The organism is Gordonia sp. LUNF6 (assembly GCF_047041125.1).
GTDB classification, from domain to species: domain Bacteria; phylum Actinomycetota; class Actinomycetes; order Mycobacteriales; family Mycobacteriaceae; genus Gordonia; species Gordonia sihwensis.
The window spans coordinates 2833589-2847772 of the sequence record NZ_CP178181.1 but is presented as its reverse complement, the minus strand read 5'-3'; the positions used below and the strand labels follow the sequence as shown (position 1 = coordinate 2847772).

Annotated in this window: 15 protein-coding genes, 1 pseudogene and 1 riboswitch; of the genes and pseudogenes, 7 read left to right on the top strand and 9 right to left on the bottom strand. The window is 68.7% G+C overall.

Annotation, left to right across the window (positions count from 1 at the left end):
- Positions 1 to 64: 64 nt before the first annotated feature.
- Together ACK8HH_RS13345 and ACK8HH_RS13340 are read right to left on the bottom strand one after the other, a co-directional pair.
- On the bottom strand, positions 65 to 865 hold the full coding sequence (locus tag ACK8HH_RS13345; RefSeq protein ID WP_006895802.1) for an ABC transporter permease subunit: 801 nt from the start codon (positions 863 to 865) through the stop codon (positions 65 to 67).
- Positions 862 to 1776 carry an ABC transporter ATP-binding protein gene (locus tag ACK8HH_RS13340; RefSeq protein WP_045538289.1) on the bottom strand — a complete coding sequence of 305 codons (915 nt, stop codon included), beginning with the start codon at positions 1774 to 1776 and terminating at the stop codon, positions 862 to 864. The genes ACK8HH_RS13345 and ACK8HH_RS13340 overlap by 4 nt, the downstream gene beginning before the upstream one ends.
- Before the next feature lie 76 nt (positions 1777 to 1852).
- Here ACK8HH_RS13340 and ACK8HH_RS13335 point away from each other — a divergent pair.
- The 3 genes and pseudogenes from ACK8HH_RS13335 (at position 1853) to ACK8HH_RS13325 (ending at position 4202) form a co-directional block, all read left to right on the top strand.
- Positions 1853 to 3069, top strand: a pseudogene (locus tag ACK8HH_RS13335) (sensor histidine kinase).
- Entirely contained in the window at positions 3066 to 3719 is a 654-nt protein-coding gene (locus ACK8HH_RS13330) for a response regulator (RefSeq protein WP_039867204.1), read from the top strand. The pseudogene ACK8HH_RS13335 and the gene ACK8HH_RS13330 overlap by 4 nt, the downstream one beginning before the upstream one ends.
- Positions 3720 to 3743: 24 nt before the next feature.
- On the top strand, positions 3744 to 4202 hold the full coding sequence (locus ACK8HH_RS13325) for a peroxiredoxin (protein ID WP_412475254.1): 459 nt from the start codon (positions 3744 to 3746) through the stop codon (positions 4200 to 4202).
- 13 nt (positions 4203 to 4215) lie between these two features.
- Here the strand turns inward: ACK8HH_RS13325 and ACK8HH_RS13320 are convergent, their stop codons facing one another.
- Positions 4216 to 4608, bottom strand: coding sequence for a DoxX family protein (locus tag ACK8HH_RS13320; RefSeq protein WP_372452519.1), 393 nt, complete (start codon positions 4606 to 4608; stop codon positions 4216 to 4218).
- 50 nt (positions 4609 to 4658) lie between these two features.
- Here ACK8HH_RS13320 and ACK8HH_RS13315 point away from each other — a divergent pair, with 50 nt between their 5' ends.
- The gene (locus tag ACK8HH_RS13315) at positions 4659 to 5432 is read left to right on the top strand and encodes an enoyl-CoA hydratase (RefSeq protein ID WP_052692412.1); all 774 of its coding nucleotides are present in this window, start codon (positions 4659 to 4661) and stop codon (positions 5430 to 5432) included.
- 13 nt (positions 5433 to 5445) lie between these two features.
- Here ACK8HH_RS13315 and ACK8HH_RS13310 read toward each other — a convergent pair whose 3' ends face one another.
- Entirely contained in the window at positions 5446 to 6006 is a 561-nt protein-coding gene (locus tag ACK8HH_RS13310) for a hypothetical protein (protein WP_412475253.1), read from the bottom strand.
- 108 nt (positions 6007 to 6114) lie between these two features.
- Here ACK8HH_RS13310 and ACK8HH_RS13305 point away from each other — a divergent pair, with 108 nt between their 5' ends.
- From ACK8HH_RS13305 to ACK8HH_RS13295, 3 genes are all read left to right on the top strand, one after another.
- A complete protein-coding gene (locus ACK8HH_RS13305) occupies positions 6115 to 7236 on the top strand; it encodes a sensor histidine kinase (RefSeq protein ID WP_062367765.1) in 1122 nt (373 codons plus the stop codon).
- Complete coding sequence (locus tag ACK8HH_RS13300) at positions 7233 to 7874, top strand: response regulator (protein ID WP_006895811.1); 642 nt, start codon at positions 7233 to 7235, stop codon at positions 7872 to 7874. The genes ACK8HH_RS13305 and ACK8HH_RS13300 overlap by 4 nt, the downstream gene beginning before the upstream one ends.
- 96 nt (positions 7875 to 7970) lie before the next feature.
- Positions 7971 to 9431 carry a DUF222 domain-containing protein gene (locus ACK8HH_RS13295; RefSeq protein WP_412475252.1) on the top strand — a complete coding sequence of 487 codons (1461 nt, stop codon included), beginning with the start codon at positions 7971 to 7973 and terminating at the stop codon, positions 9429 to 9431.
- 39 nt (positions 9432 to 9470) lie between these two features.
- Here ACK8HH_RS13295 and ACK8HH_RS13290 read toward each other — a convergent pair whose 3' ends face one another.
- The 5 genes from ACK8HH_RS13290 to ACK8HH_RS13270 form a co-directional block, all read right to left on the bottom strand.
- Positions 9471 to 9785 (bottom strand): DMT family transporter, encoded by a 315-nt coding sequence (locus ACK8HH_RS13290; RefSeq protein ID WP_045538303.1) that lies wholly within the window; start codon positions 9783 to 9785, stop codon positions 9471 to 9473.
- Between the two features lie 10 nt (positions 9786 to 9795).
- Positions 9796 to 9860, bottom strand: a riboswitch (guanidine-III (ykkC-III) riboswitch).
- A 99-nt stretch (positions 9861 to 9959) separates the two neighbouring features.
- A complete protein-coding gene (locus ACK8HH_RS13285) occupies positions 9960 to 10475 on the bottom strand; it encodes a MarR family transcriptional regulator (RefSeq protein WP_006895814.1) in 516 nt (171 codons plus the stop codon).
- Positions 10476 to 10512: 37 nt separating this feature from the next.
- Positions 10513 to 11382: a 3-hydroxyisobutyrate dehydrogenase gene (gene mmsB, locus ACK8HH_RS13280; protein ID WP_062367020.1), complete on the bottom strand. Its 870-nt coding sequence runs from the start codon at positions 11380 to 11382 to the stop codon at positions 10513 to 10515.
- On the bottom strand, positions 11379 to 12554 hold the full coding sequence (locus tag ACK8HH_RS13275; RefSeq protein ID WP_062367018.1) for an acyl-CoA dehydrogenase family protein: 1176 nt from the start codon (positions 12552 to 12554) through the stop codon (positions 11379 to 11381). The genes mmsB and ACK8HH_RS13275 overlap by 4 nt, the downstream gene beginning before the upstream one ends.
- Before the next feature lie 42 nt (positions 12555 to 12596).
- Positions 12597 to 14120 carry a CoA-acylating methylmalonate-semialdehyde dehydrogenase gene (locus ACK8HH_RS13270; protein WP_006895817.1) on the bottom strand — a complete coding sequence of 508 codons (1524 nt, stop codon included), beginning with the start codon at positions 14118 to 14120 and terminating at the stop codon, positions 12597 to 12599.
- Between the last annotated feature and the right edge of the window lie 64 nt (positions 14121 to 14184).

Below are 14184 nucleotides of genomic sequence, written 5' to 3'. Positions count from 1 at the left end.
AGAGGTTTCGGGTGCGCCAGTCGGCATTGCGTTCAGCTCTTCCAGGTCAGGTGACCGCTTGAGATCACTTGACCTCCGAACGCAAGATTCGGTAGATGCCCAGGGTGATGGGGATGCCGATCCAGATGGCGTGAGCCACCAGGAAGTGTGCCCATTCGGCTCCCGTCGGCCAGGAGTCGGACATCAGCGGGCCGGACGATGTGCTCGTGCTGATCCAGTCGCCCACATGGTGGTCGCGCAGCGCCGGAACCAGTTCCAGAACCAGGCCGATGGCGTTGGGCAGGACGAAGTAGGCGACGATCGCGGCCGGTGTGTTCAGGAACAGCGCGGCGAAACCGAAGCCGAGGAGGAGACCAGTGATCTGGAGGATCACCGCGCCGGTCAGCCCGGCGGCCGGGAACGACCACGAACCGTTCGGGTCGCCGTATGCGGCGCCGACGATCACATTGCCGATGGCGCCGACGATCAGGGCGAAGGCGACCGCGGCCAGTGCGGCGACGAGCGAGGCCACCAGCTTGGCGACCACGATCCGTTCACGTCGCGGTTCCATGGTGAAGGTGATCAGGGCGCCGCGCTGGCTCCACTCGGAGGTCACCAGCAGAATCGCCATCACCGGCAGCAGGAAGCCGGTCGGGGTGTTCATGATGCCGAAGAAGTCGGCGAAGCCGGCGCCGTCACCGTTGTCGGTGGAGTTGCCGGTGGTGATCAGCATGACCACCATGATCACGACCGAGATGAGACCCATCGACGCGATCAGCCAGAAGCCGGCGCGGGTGTCGACGAGCTTGCGCAGTTCGACGCGGATCAGGCGGCTGAGCGGGATCGGCTTGGCCGTCTGATCGACGGCCGCATACGTGGTGGTCATCGGAAGACTCCCTGGTTGACGGGCTGCTCACGCTGGGTCTGCTGCGTGAGCTGCAAGAACATCGCCTCCAAGCCGGTGTTGTCGCCCGGCCGCAGCTCCACGAGGTGGATCTGGGCGTCGAGCGCCACCCGGCCGACGACGGTCGGTTCGGCTTCCACGTGGAAGCCGCCGTCGGCAGCGGGGTGCGCGACCACCTGGGCCGCGGCCAACGCGCGCCCGAGCGCGGCGTCGTCGACGGCCTTGACTCGGGTGCCGGTGCCCGCGAGCAACTGCTCCTTGGTGCCCTGCGCCACGATGCGGCCCTGCCCGATGACGATGAGATCGTCGGCGATGATCTCGATCTCGTGGAGCAGGTGGCTCGACAGCAGGACGGTGCCACCGCGGTCGGCGTAGTTGCGCAGCAGGGTGCGCATCCAGTGGATTCCCGCGGGATCGAGGCCGTTGACCGGCTCGTCGAGGATGAGTATCCGCGGATCGCCCAGCAGGGCGTTGGCGATGCCGAGCCGCTGGCGCATGCCGAGCGAGTAGTTGCGGACCCGGCGCCCCGCCTCCTGCGGCGTGAGGCTCACCAGGTTCAGGACCTCGTCGATGCGGCTGCGGTCGAGGCCCATGGTCATCGCGGACAGGCGCAGGATCTCGGCACCGGTCCGGCCTGCGTGCTGGGCGGATGCGTCGAGCAGGACTCCGACCTGAGTCGCCGGATTGTGGATGTCGCGGTACTCGACGCCGGCGATGGTCGCAGATCCGGCCGTGGCCGGAGTGAGTCCGGCGATGATCCGCATGGTGGTCGACTTGCCCGCGCCGTTGGGCCCGAGGAAGCCGGTGACACGGCCGGGCTTGCAAGCGAACGAGACGTCGTCGACGGCGACGTAGTCGCCATATCTCTTCGTGAGGTGCTCGACGGTGATCATGACTGACGATTCTGCTCTGAACCGGCGGCGGGCACATCAGTCCGCCGACTGATTCCGGGTCAGCCGAAAGTAGGGTATGACCCTGACCCGGCGCACTAGGGAGCACCGCGGGCGGCGGGATACGGTGACACACGTGCACCCCGACGACTATCAGCCACAGCTCACGTGGCGCAGCCATGCGTGGCGGCTCGCGGTGGTGCTCGCCGTCTCCGGACTGGTCTGGGGCACGCGGGCCGGCTACCAGTGGCAGTACGCGAGGTGGTGGTTCGCGGCTGATCTGCTCCTCGGCGTGCTGTCGTTGATCGCGGTGCACTGGCGTCGGAGGTATCCGGTCGCGGTGGCGATGGCGACCAACGTGGCTTCGACGGTGTCCGCGTCGGCGGCCGGACCGTCGATGCTGGCGCTGGTCTCGCTGTCGACCCGGCGACGGTGGCGGGAGATCGTTCCGGTCGCGGCGGTCGCGATGGTGTGTTCGCTGTTCTCGCAGCTGTGGCATCCACCCGACGAACCCGAGCCGACCGTCATCGACTACTTCGTCGTCGCGGTGATCCTGCTGCTCACGATCGCGTGGGGCCTGTACCTCGGATCGCGGCGTGAACTTCTCGCCTCGTGGCGGTCTCGGGCCAAACTGGCCGAGGCGGAACAGGAGGCCAGGGTCCGGCATGCGAGGGCCACCGAGCGCGGCCGGATCGCGCGCGAGATGCACGACGTGCTCGCTCACCGGATCTCCACCGTGCACATGTACGCCGGAGCGCTGGCATTTCGCGACGACCTGCCGGCCGATCAGGTCCGCGATGCGGCGCGGACCATCGAGCAGATGTCGGCGACGGCGCTGACCGAGTTGCGCGAGGTGCTCGGTGTGCTCCGCGACGATCCCGGTGACGCGTCGCCCGAGCAGCCTCAGCCCGGAGCAGCCGACATCCCCGACCTCATCGACGAGAACCGCGGGCACGGAATGAATCTCGCCTTCGACTGCGACGCCGACCTGGCGGCGATCCCCGACGGGGTGGGGCCACGCTCTACCGCTGTGTGCAGGAGGGTGTCACCAATGCGCGCAAGCACGCTCCGGCGACAGCGGTCGCGATCGGCCTCGACGGTGCACCCGACCGCGGTGTCGACCTGGTGGTGAGCAACCCGCTGCCCATCGGCGACCACAAGTCGAGAGTGCCGGAGTCCGGCTTCGGACTCGTCGGTCTCGCCGAGCGGGTGGAGCTTCGCGGCGGGCGGCAGTCGGCGCATCTGACGGCCGACGGCCGGTTCGTCCTGCGGGTGTGGCTACCGTGGCAGACATGACGTCTCGATTGATGATCGTCGACGACGATCCGCTGGTCCGGTCCGGGCTCCGGCTGCTGGTCGGCGGCGACCCCGGTCTGGAGGTGATCGCCGAGGCAGGAGACGGCCGAGAGGCACTGGCCCGGTACGCGGCCGATCCGGTCGATCTGCTGTTGATGGATCTGCGAATGCCGGTGATGGACGGTATCGACGCGACCGCCGCGTTCAAGGCGGCACCGAATCCGCCCGCCGTCATCGTGCTCACCACCTTCGACGCCGACGAGTACGTGGTCCGAGCGCTGGCCGTCGGCGCCGACGGGTTCCTGTTGAAGGACACGCCGCCGGCGGAGATCATCACGGCGATCGGACGGGTGCTGGCTGGGGAGCCGGCGCTGAGCCCGTCGGTCACTGCGGCGCTCATCAAGCAGGTCGTCGACGGCCGGGACGGAAACCGGGAGTCCACGGCCCGGGAGGCGGTGGACGCGCTCACCGGTCGTGAGCGAGAGGTGGCCGTCTGTCTGGCTCGGGGCGCGTCGAACGCCGAGATCGCCTCGGAGCTGTACATGTCGGTGGCGACGGTCAAGGCCCACATCTCCCGGATCTTCACCAAACTCGACGCCGCCAATCGGGTGCAGGTCGCGATCCGGATCCACGACGCCGGACTCACCTGAGCCGGCGGAGTAGGGTCGGGGACCATGAACATCGGGGACACCGCACCGGATTTCGAGCTGCCCGACCAGAACGGTCGACGGCGACGGCTCTCCGAACTGCTGGCCGACGGGCCGGTCGCGCTGTTCTTCTATCCGGCGGCGTTCACCCCGGGCTGCACGAAGGAGGCCTGCCATTTCCGGGACCTCGCAGCGGAGTTCGCTGCCGCGGGAGTGCAGCGGATCGGGATCAGCCGGGATGACGTCGCGAAGCAGAAGAGCTGGACCGACGAGCACACCCTCGACTACCCGTTGCTGGCGGACGTCGACGGCGCCGTCGCCGCCGCATACGGTGTCCGGCGTGGATCGCTGCTGGTGAAGGTCGGCATGCCGACCAAGCGGGTCACGTTCGCAATCGGCTCCGACGGAGTCATCGCCGACGTGATCGCGTCGGAGATCAACATGAACGTGCACGCCGACCGCGTGCTCAAGGCCCTGGCGCGGTAGCCGATCAGGGCGGTTACCGGCGCTCGGCTCGGGGACCCGGGCGTTCGGCCGGGCGGGGACCTGTGGCGGCGAGCGCCGCGTAGAAGAGAAGCAACGACGACGCGGCGGCGAAGTTCAGCCGGAGGTCGCGGGCCCGGACGTGTGCTCCGACCGCGAGGCAGAAGTACACCGTCAGCATGACCGCCGTGAAGCGGGCCAGCATCGGGAACCTCGGGGCCGCGGCGAGTCCCGCCGCCGACGCGGCCTTGACCACCGGAAACACCCACCGTTGGTCCGCGGGATAGCCCACGTCGTCCAGACATCGCGCGACGTAGGGGATCGGGCCGAGGCAGATGATCGCGTCGGCGGACTGGCCCGCTGCGGCGAGCCGATACACGAGGGGATCCCGGAGCAGATCGGTCGGCACGTTCATGTCAACCGATCGTACGGTCGGCGAGGATGGACGACAATGGTGAGATGACTGATTCCGCTGTGTCCTCGTCCGTCTCCGACGGCGTCGGCGTCCTCACCCTCGACGACCCCGACCGCCGAAACCCCTTGTCACTGGCCACCATGCGGGCTGCCACCGAAGTCCTGCGCACTTTCGGCGAGAACCCGGAGGTGCGGGTGATCGTGATCAAGGCGCACGGTCCGGCGTTCTCCGCCGGCCACGACCTGTCGGAGATGGTCGAGCGCACGGTCGACGACGAGCGGGAGATCTTCGCGGCCTGCACCGACCTGATGACGGCGGTCCACGACGTTCGCCAGCCGGTGATCGCCCAGGTCCAGGGAATGGCGCTCGCAGCGGGCTGCCAGTTGGTCGCCACCTGCGATCTCGCGGTGGCCGCCGACAGTGCACGGTTCTCCACGCCTGGCGTCCGCATCGGGCTCTTCTGTTCCACTCCGATGGTCGCGCTCAGCCGTGCCGTCGGGCGCAAGCGCGCCATGCACATGCTGCTGACCGGCGACATGGTCGATGCCGCGACCGCCGTCGAATGGGGCCTGGTCAACACCGCCGTGCCCGCCGCCGATCTGGAGAGCACCGTCGCGGAGCTGGCCGGGCGGATCGGCCGGTTCAGCGGCGACACCCTCGCCATCGGTAAGCGGGCCTTCTACGACCAGATCGATCGCACCGAGCCGGAGGCGTACGCCGCGATGACCGAGGTGATGGCGACCAACGCCGTCACCTGTGATGCCCAGGAGGGTATCTCTGCGTTCCTGGGCAAGAGGGATCCGGTGTGGCGGTCGTAGACGGCGCCACCGTTCAGCCGGACGACGCTCCTCGCGCGGACCCCGCGTACCACACCGGGCCGGTGAGCAGCCAGATCGCGGTGATGACGCCGAGAGTCTTGAACAGACTGAACAATTCGTCGCGCTGGCCGGCGTCGGCGACCGTGAAACCGAGGACGAGCACCACCGCTCCGGCGATCGCGGCGGCGGCGAGCCAGCGGCCGAACTCGGCCCACTCGTGCCGGAGCCGTACCGGTCCCCGCTTGGGCACCGGGACGGGTGCCGGGCCGTCGGCGTACCGGTGCGCGAACCTGACATCGGCCCACCGGATCAGCCGCGGTCCGAAGACGACGGTCACGCCCAAGTAGATCGGCGCCAGCCGGTGGGCCAACCCGACGTCGCCGCCGGAGTGGAGGTCGAGTGCCACGGCCGCGAGGACCGCGACGTCGAGCCCCGGGACGGCCGCCAGTACCAGTGTCGAGAGGCGCTGCGCGCGGACCAGGTAGCGCAACGACAGTCCGTCGGCGACGAGTACCCAGAAGCCGACTTCACAGCCGGCGATGGTCAGCAGTACCGGGTCGGTCAGATCGTTCATGCGTTCAGCATCGGGCGGATCGCCCGAAGGCACATCCCTCATCCGGCTCGTCGGCGTCATCCCTTCGGCGGACCCGAAGCCCCGCGACGTGTGCTGTAGTGATGTCTGATGATGTCGATTCCCAGATTCTCGTCGACGACGGTGTCGGCTCTCGGCACACTGGTCGTCGGTCTGCTGCTGTGGGTCAGTGGGGCGTTCACGCTGATCCAGGGCTGGGGCGGGCATTCGGCTCCGGTCAAGATCGCGATCCTGGTGGCGGCGTTCGTCGTTCAACTCGCGGCGCCTCGCCGACCGTCGGCGGCGCTCGCGATCATGGTGGTTCTTATCGCGCTCGACCTTCCGTCGGGTGCGTCCCTTCCGCTCTGGATCTCCTTCACCGACGTCATCTTCGCGGTCATGACGGTCGGATCCGCGCGGTTGCGCAGGTTCGTCGGTGTCGCCTGCTTCGCGGTGACGGTCGCGGGTGCGGTGGCTGTGGCGCTCGCGGCGGATCCGCGGGCCGGTGTGCTGGTGGGCCTGCTCGGAGTGGCCTTCCTCGTCTCGCCGCTGGGCTACGCGCAGTCGGTGCACGCCACCATCCGGGCGGCGCGGGCCGAACAGTCGGCCGCCGCAGCCGAGCACGCCGCGGCGCTGGCGGAGGAACGTCGCCGGGTGTCGCGGGAACTGCACGACACGGTGGCGGGCCACGTGTCGGCGATCGCGATCCTGGCCGAGGCCGCACGTGAGGCACCGGACCCGAAGCCGGTGATCGCCTCGATGCGCTCCAACAGCCTGGCGGCGCTGTCGGAGCTGCGGGAGATGATCGACGTGCTCGCCGCCGACGGCGATGACACTCCGACTGTCCGCTGGTCGTCACTCGCTCCGTTCGTGACGGCGGCGGAGGCGGTCGGCTCGGCCGTCGAGGTGCACGGCGACACCGAAGGTCTTCCGCTCGCGATCGAGACGGTGTTGACCCGGATCGCGGGTGAGGCGCTGGCGAACGCGACGCGCCACGAGCCGGGACAGCCCGTCGCGGTGCAACTGGTCTCAGCCGGAGACCTCGTCGAGATGACGGTCAGCAACGGTCTCACGGACGGACGTGCGATGGCGCGCGGCGAAGGCGACGGATCGGGAGGAAATGGGTTGCGCAACATGATGATTCGCGCCGAGAGCATCGGCGGGTCCGCGACCGCCGGTGTGGAGGGTCGACGATGGGTGGTCCGCGTGCGGGTGCCGGTGGTGCGGGCGTGAGCCGGACGCGAGTGGTCCTGGCCGACGATCACGCCGCGGTCCGAGAAGGCCTGCGGCTGGTGTTGGAGTCGTCGGGAGAGATCAGCGTGGTGGGCGAGGCGTCGAACGGTGCCGATGCCGTCGACGCGGCCGAGAGGCTGCGGCCGGACGTGGTGGTGATGGACGTCCGCATGCCGGGGACGGACGGAATCGCCGCCACCGCCGAAGTCATGGCGCGTACCGACGCGGCCGTCCTCGTCCTGACGACCTTCGACATCGACGAATACGTGCTCGGCTCACTGGCGGCCGGAGCGAGCGGGTTTCTGCTGAAGTCGGCGTCCGGCGCGGAACTCGTCGACGGTGTCCGACGTGTCGCGCAGGGCGACGCGGTGCTCGATCCCGCGGTGACCCGGGTGGTGGTGGACGCGATGCGATCACGTCCCGCCGAGCCCGCTCCGGATCTGAGTGACCTCACCGAGCGGGAGATCGAAGTCCTCGGCGGTCTCGGCGCCGGACTGTCGAATGCGCAGATCGCCCGCCGCCTGATGATCGGGGAGGCGACGGTGAAGACCCACGTCTCGCGGGTGCTGATGAAGCTGGGCGTGCAGTCGCGGGTGCAGGCCGCTGTGCTGGCGGCACGATCGGGCATCGAGTTGTGAGGCGGCGGCTTTGTCAGAGGGCGGCGGTATGATTCGAACATAGAAGCACAGCAGGAGTGTTCTCGGGCACTGTGCAGGTGGAGGGGGGTGGGTTCGATGGTCGCGTCAGAAGTGCTGCCGGACGATCCGGCCGCCCTCGCCCGCCTGTTGGAAGCTGCGGCGACCAAGTTCGCGTCCCTGCCACTGTCCGCGGTCCCAGAAGACACCCTGCTGGAAACCGTCGAGACATTGGAACGTACTCATCGTCGTCTCGACGGTGTGGACGCCGCGGTGTTGGTGGAGGTCTCCGACCGGGCCGTGTATCGCAAGGCGGGGTATTTGTCGGTGCATCAGTATTTGGCGCAGGGGTTGCGGCTCGGTGACGGTGCCGCCCGCCGCCGACGTGTCAGTGCCGCCGGGATCGGACGGTTCACCGACCTGCAAGGCCAGACCCGCGAACCGGTACTGCCGGCGACTGCTGTCGCGGTGGGCGAGGGTGCGATCGGTGCCGACCACGTCCGCGAGATCGACGCCGTCATGGACAAGATCCCCACCGCCATCGACGCCGGCACCCGAGCACGCGCCGAGGCGCAGCTGGCGTGGGTCGCGCGCGAGTTGAGTCCGGCCGGTGTCCGCACCGCCGGCATCCGACTGCTGGCGCACCTGGATCCGGACGGGACCGTCACCGACGAACGCGACCGCAAACGCCTGCGCGGCTTCACGATCCTGCCGCAGGATCTGCGGCTGATGAGCAAAGTCCGCGGGTATTTGACCCCGGCGTTGCGGGCGGAAATGGAGGCGGCACTGCCGTCGTGGGCGGCGCCGGGGATGAACAATCCCGACGACCCGGATTCCCCGTCGGGGACGGTGGAGTCGGCGGACCCGGCCGCTCTGGCGGCCGCGGTGGAGCGTGATACTCGCACGCCGGGGCAGCGCACCCATGATGGTCTGCAGGCGCTGCTGCGCGCCTCCCGCACTGGTGTTGGGGGTGGTCGGCGGTCGGGTGATCTGGTCGTCACCGTCACCGACCGGGAGTTGGCCGAGCGGGCGGGGGTGGCGTTGACCGCGACCGGGACCCGGGTGCCGGTGGCGGAGTTGATCGAGGTCGCCGCCGCCGCGACTCCGCATCTGGCCGTCTTCTCCGGTCATACCGGACAAGCCCTCTACCTCGGTCGGGGACGGCGGCTGGCGTCGCGGGCGCAGCGGTTGATGCTCTTCGCCCGCGACCGCGGCTGCACCGCCCCCGGCTGCGACGCCCCGTTCTCCCGGACGCAGGCCCATCATTTCCCGGACTGGGCCGACGGCGGCCCCACCGACATCGACCACCTCGGGGCGGCGTGCGGGCGTCACAATCGCTCCGTCGGACCCCGCCGCGGGCAATGGCAGACGATGATCCTGATCGACGGTCCCCATGCCGGCCGCGTCGCCTGGCGACCCAGCGGCGGGAGAACGCGGCCCGGGTGGCGGATCAACCAAATCCACCACGCCGAACTCCTCCCGGACCACCGACCCCAGCCGCCGCCCGAACCCAGCGAATCTCGCATCGAGAACTACCTCGACACACTCCTGGCCGCCTGACCGGACACACCGGCCCGGAGCACGGAAGTGCGGTGGCCGTCAGCTGACGAGCTTCAGCCCTATGACGCCTCCGACGATGGCGATGATGCACACGATCTTCGCGATGCTCGCGGTTTCGGTGCCGGTGATCATGCCGAAGACGACGGCTCCGGTGGCGCCGATCCCGACCCATATCGCATACGACGTTCCGGTCGGCAGTTCGCGCATCGCGTAGGCGAGGCCGCCCATGCTGATGACGAGCGCGACGAAGAAGACGATGGTGGGGATGAGGCGGTGAAGACCTTCCGACCGTCCCAGGGCGGTGGCCCACACCGCTTCGAAGACGCCGGAGAGGATCAGAACGAGCCAGTGCATGAGTGCTCCTCGTCCACCGTCTTGTCGCAGACCGGGTACGGCGGGCTCGTCCGGGCGCCCCGCCACGGGGTGTCGCCACGAAGGCTACCCACCCGGTCGCACGACGGCCAGACGCCGATGACGGATGGAGACCACGACCACACCGAACGGTGTCCCGTCCCAAAACGCGAGTGTCTAGAAATCTCCGTTGTCACGCCGAAGCGACCGGATCGACTCCACCAACTGACGCGCCTGGGCGCTGGTCATTCCGACATGGGAGAAGACGCCGTTGTTCAGCACTGCCGTCGCCTTTTCGACCAACTCCCGGCCGTCATCGGTGATCGACACGAGTGTGGTGCGGCCGTCGCTCGGGTGCGGTATCCGCTTCACCAGCCCGGCGTCGGCGAGGCGTGCGATCGCGTGGGTGGCCGAGGAGACGTGCACCTGAAGCCGGTCGCTCGCCTTGGAGATCGGCAGTTCGCCGTGCCGGGTGAAGGCCAGCAGCCGCAACAGCTCGAAACGGGAGAAGGTGAGGCCGAACGGTTTGAGCTCCTGCTCGACGCGCGCGAGCATGATCTGGTGCGCGCGCATCACCGACGTGACGGCCTCCATGCCGTCGGCGATGTCGCCGCCCCAGCCTGCGTCTTCCCAGTTGCGGCGGGCCAGGGCGATCGGGTCGCGCTCGTTCGACTCATGATCCACCCCGGCCACACCACTCCCATCGTCTACGGCTGCGCCGAGCTCGAGATCAGCGCAGGGTTTCGATTATCGCACTGAAGTCGAGATCGCTGTGCTCGGCGGCGAAGGCGTCGTACAGTTCGGCCGCGTGTGAGCCGAGCGGTGCGGTGGCGCCGGTGGTCGACACGGCGTCCATCGCCAGGTGCAGATCCTTGTTCATCAGCGCGGTGGCGAACCCCGGCCGGAAGTCGTTGGCTGACGGTGCCGTCTCGACCGGCCCGGGCACCGGGCAGTTGGCCGAGAGTGCCCAGCAGTTGCCGGTGGCACCGGTCACCACGTCGTAGAGCGCCTGATCCGAGAGCCCGAGCTTCTCCGCCAGAGTGAACGCCTCACCGACCACGATCTGCTGCACGGCCAGGATCATGTTGTTGCACAGCTTGGCGGCCTGGCCGTTGCCCGGTCCGCCGCACGGCACCACCTTGCCCGCCATCGGCGTCAGGATCGGCTGCGCCGCGGCCAGTGCCGCGTCGTCGCCACCGACCATGAAGGCCAGGGTTCCGGCCGCCGCTCCCTTGACCCCGCCGGAGACGGGGGCATCGAGCTGCATCATGCCCGCGGCGACAGCGAGATCGTGTACGGCACGCGCGTCCTCGACCGAGATGGTGGAACTGTCGATGAACAGCTGACCCGGCGTCGCGTGCGGCAGCACGGTGTCATACACCGCCCGCACTGCTGCGCCGCTGGGAAGCATGGTGATGACGACGTCGGTTCCGGCGACGGCCTCCTCCGCCGACTTCGCTGCGCGGACACCGTCGGCGACGGCCGCTTCCAGCAGTTCGGGGACGAGGTCGAAGCCGACCACCTCGTGTCCGCCCTTGACCAGGTTGGCGGCCATCGGTCCGCCCATGTGACCGAGTCCGAGGAAAGCGATCGTGCTCATCGGTTGCCCTTTCCGGCGGTGACCCGCTGCGCCTCGGCGCGACCGATCACCATCCGCATGATTTCGTTGGTTCCTTCAAGAATGCGATTCACCCGCAGGTCGCGGACGATCTTCTCGATACCCGTCTCGTGCAGGTATCCGTAGCCGCCGTGCAACTGCAGCGCCTGATCGGCGACGGTGAAGCAGCTCTCGGTGACGAATCGTTTCGCCATCGCGCACAACTCGACCTTGTCGGGATCGTCGGCGTCGAGTGCCTCGGCCGCCCGCCACAGGAGCAGTCGGGAGGCCTCCAGAGAGGTCGCCATCTCGGCGAGCGTCGCCGATATGGTGGGTTCGGCGATCAGCGGCTTGCCGAAGGCCTCACGCTCGGTGGCGTAGACGAGCGCCTTGTCGTACGCGGCTTGCGCACCGCCCATCGAGCACGCGGCGATGTTCAGCCGCCCGCCGTTCAGGCCGTTCATCGCGATCGAGAATCCCGTGCCCTCGCCGTCCGGGCCGCCGAGCATCGCATCGGCGGGGACCCGGACGTCGTCGAAGATCACCTGGGCCGTGGGCTGGTTGTGCCAGCCCATCTTGGCCTCAGGCGGACCGAAGGACAGCCCCGGCGTGCCCTTCTCGACGACGAACGTGGAGATTCCGCGGGGGCCGGCGTCACCGGTGCGCGCCATCACCACGTAGACGTCCGAGACACCGCCGCCGGAGATGAACTGCTTGCTGCCGCGAAGCACGTATTCGTCGCCCTCGCGGCGGGCCGACGTCGACAGCGCCGCGGCATCCGACCCCGCGCCGGGCTCGGTGAGGCAGTAGCTCGCGATGTGCTCCATCGACGCCATCTTCGGAACCCAGCGCTTGCGCTGCTCCGTGGTGCCGTAGGTGTCGACCATCCACGTGCACATGTTGTGGATCGACAGGAACGCCGCGGTCACCGGATCGGCCTTCGCCAGTTCCTCGAAGATCCGCACACCGTCGATCCTCCGCAGGCCGGAGCCGCCGACGTCCTCCTTGGTGTAGATCGCGGCCATCCCGAGCGAACCCGCCTCGCGCATCTCATCGATCGGGAAGTGCTCGGTGGCATCCCATTCGAGAGAGTGCGGGGCGAGCCGCTTGCGGGCGAAGTCGCGGGCCGCTTCGACGACGATCCGATCGTCGTCGGGCAATTTCGGATAGGGCATGTCGTTACCTGATACGCCTGTTCTCTCGTTCCGCGACGGGCCTCAGTGCATGGTCGGGATGGAGAACTCGGCGCCCTCCTTGATGCCCGACGGCCAACGTGAGGTGACCGTCTTGGTCTTGGTGTAGAACATGATCGACGCGGGGCCGTGCTGGTTGAGATCGCCGAAGCCGGAGCGCTTCCAGCCGCCGAAGGTGTGGTACGCGACCGGCACCGGGATCGGCACATTGATGCCGACCATGCCGACCTCGACGCGCGAGGTGAAGTCGCGCGCGGTGTCGCCGTCGCGGGTGAAGATGGCCACGCCGTTGCCGTACTCGTGCTCGGTGGGCAGCGCCAGCGCCTCCTCGTAATCGTGCGCGCGGACGATGGTGAGCACCGGGCCGAAGATCTCGTCGGTGTAGATCGACATGTCCTTGGTGACGTGGTCGAAGAGGGTGGGGCCGAGGTAGTAACCGCCTCCGAGATCGGTGCCGTTGAACGAGGCCTCGGTGGCGCCCTTGCCGCGACCGTCGACGACGAGTTCGGCACCCGCGGCGACGCCCTGCTCGATGTAGTCCACCACGCGATCACGTGCGGCGGCGGTGATCAGCGGACCGTAATCGGCCTTGGGGTCGTGGCTGTGACCGACGCGCAGCGCTTCGACCCGCTCGACGAGCTTGGCGCGCAGAGCGTCCGCGGTCGCGTCTCCGATCGGGACGGCCACCGAGATCGCCATGCAGCGCTCGCCGGCCGAGCCGTAGCCGGCGCCGATGAGGGCGTCGACGACCTGGTCGAGGTCGGCGTCCGGGGCGATGATCATGTGGTTCTTGGCGCCGCCGAAGCACTGGCTGCGCTTGCCGTTGGCGGCGGCCGTCTCGTAGATGTACTGCGCGATGTCCGACGACCCGACGAAGCCGACGGCCTTGACGTCGGGGTTCACGAGCAGTGCGTCCACGGCGGTCTTGTCGCCGTGCACCACCTGGAACACACCGTCGGGCAGGCCGGCTTCGGTGAACAGCTCGGCGAGGCGGACCGGAACGGACGGGTCGCGCTCCGAGGGCTTCAGGATGAAGGCGTTGCCGCAGGCCAGGGCGGGGCCGGCCTTCCAGAGCGGGATCATGGCGGGGAAGTTGAACGGGGTGATGCCGGCGACCACGCCGAGCGGCTGCCGCATCGAGTAGACGTCGATGCCGGTGCCCGCGCCCTCGGTGTACTCGCCCTTGAGGAGGTGGGGGATGCCGACCGAGAACTCGATCACCTCGAGTCCGCGCTGCACGTCGCCGCGGGCGTCGGCGACGGTCTTGCCGTGCTCGCTCGAGAGCAGCTCGGCGAGCTCGTCCATGTTCTGGTTCACCAGCTCGATGAACTTCATCATCACGCGGGCGCGGCGCTGCGGGTTCATGGCGGCCCACGTCTTCTGGGCCTCTTTGGCGGTGGCGACGGCGGCGTCGACTTCGGCGGCGGTGGCCAGCGGCACCGTGGCCTGAACCTGACCCGTGCTGGGGTCGTAGACGTCGGCGGTCGCGCCAGTCGCGGCGACGTGTGCGCCGTTCAGGTAGTGATCGATGGTCCGCAGTGCAGTCATGCGCCGTCCTTCCAGAGGCATCCGTTCGTGACGTGAACCACGATATACTTGGACATCCAAGTAA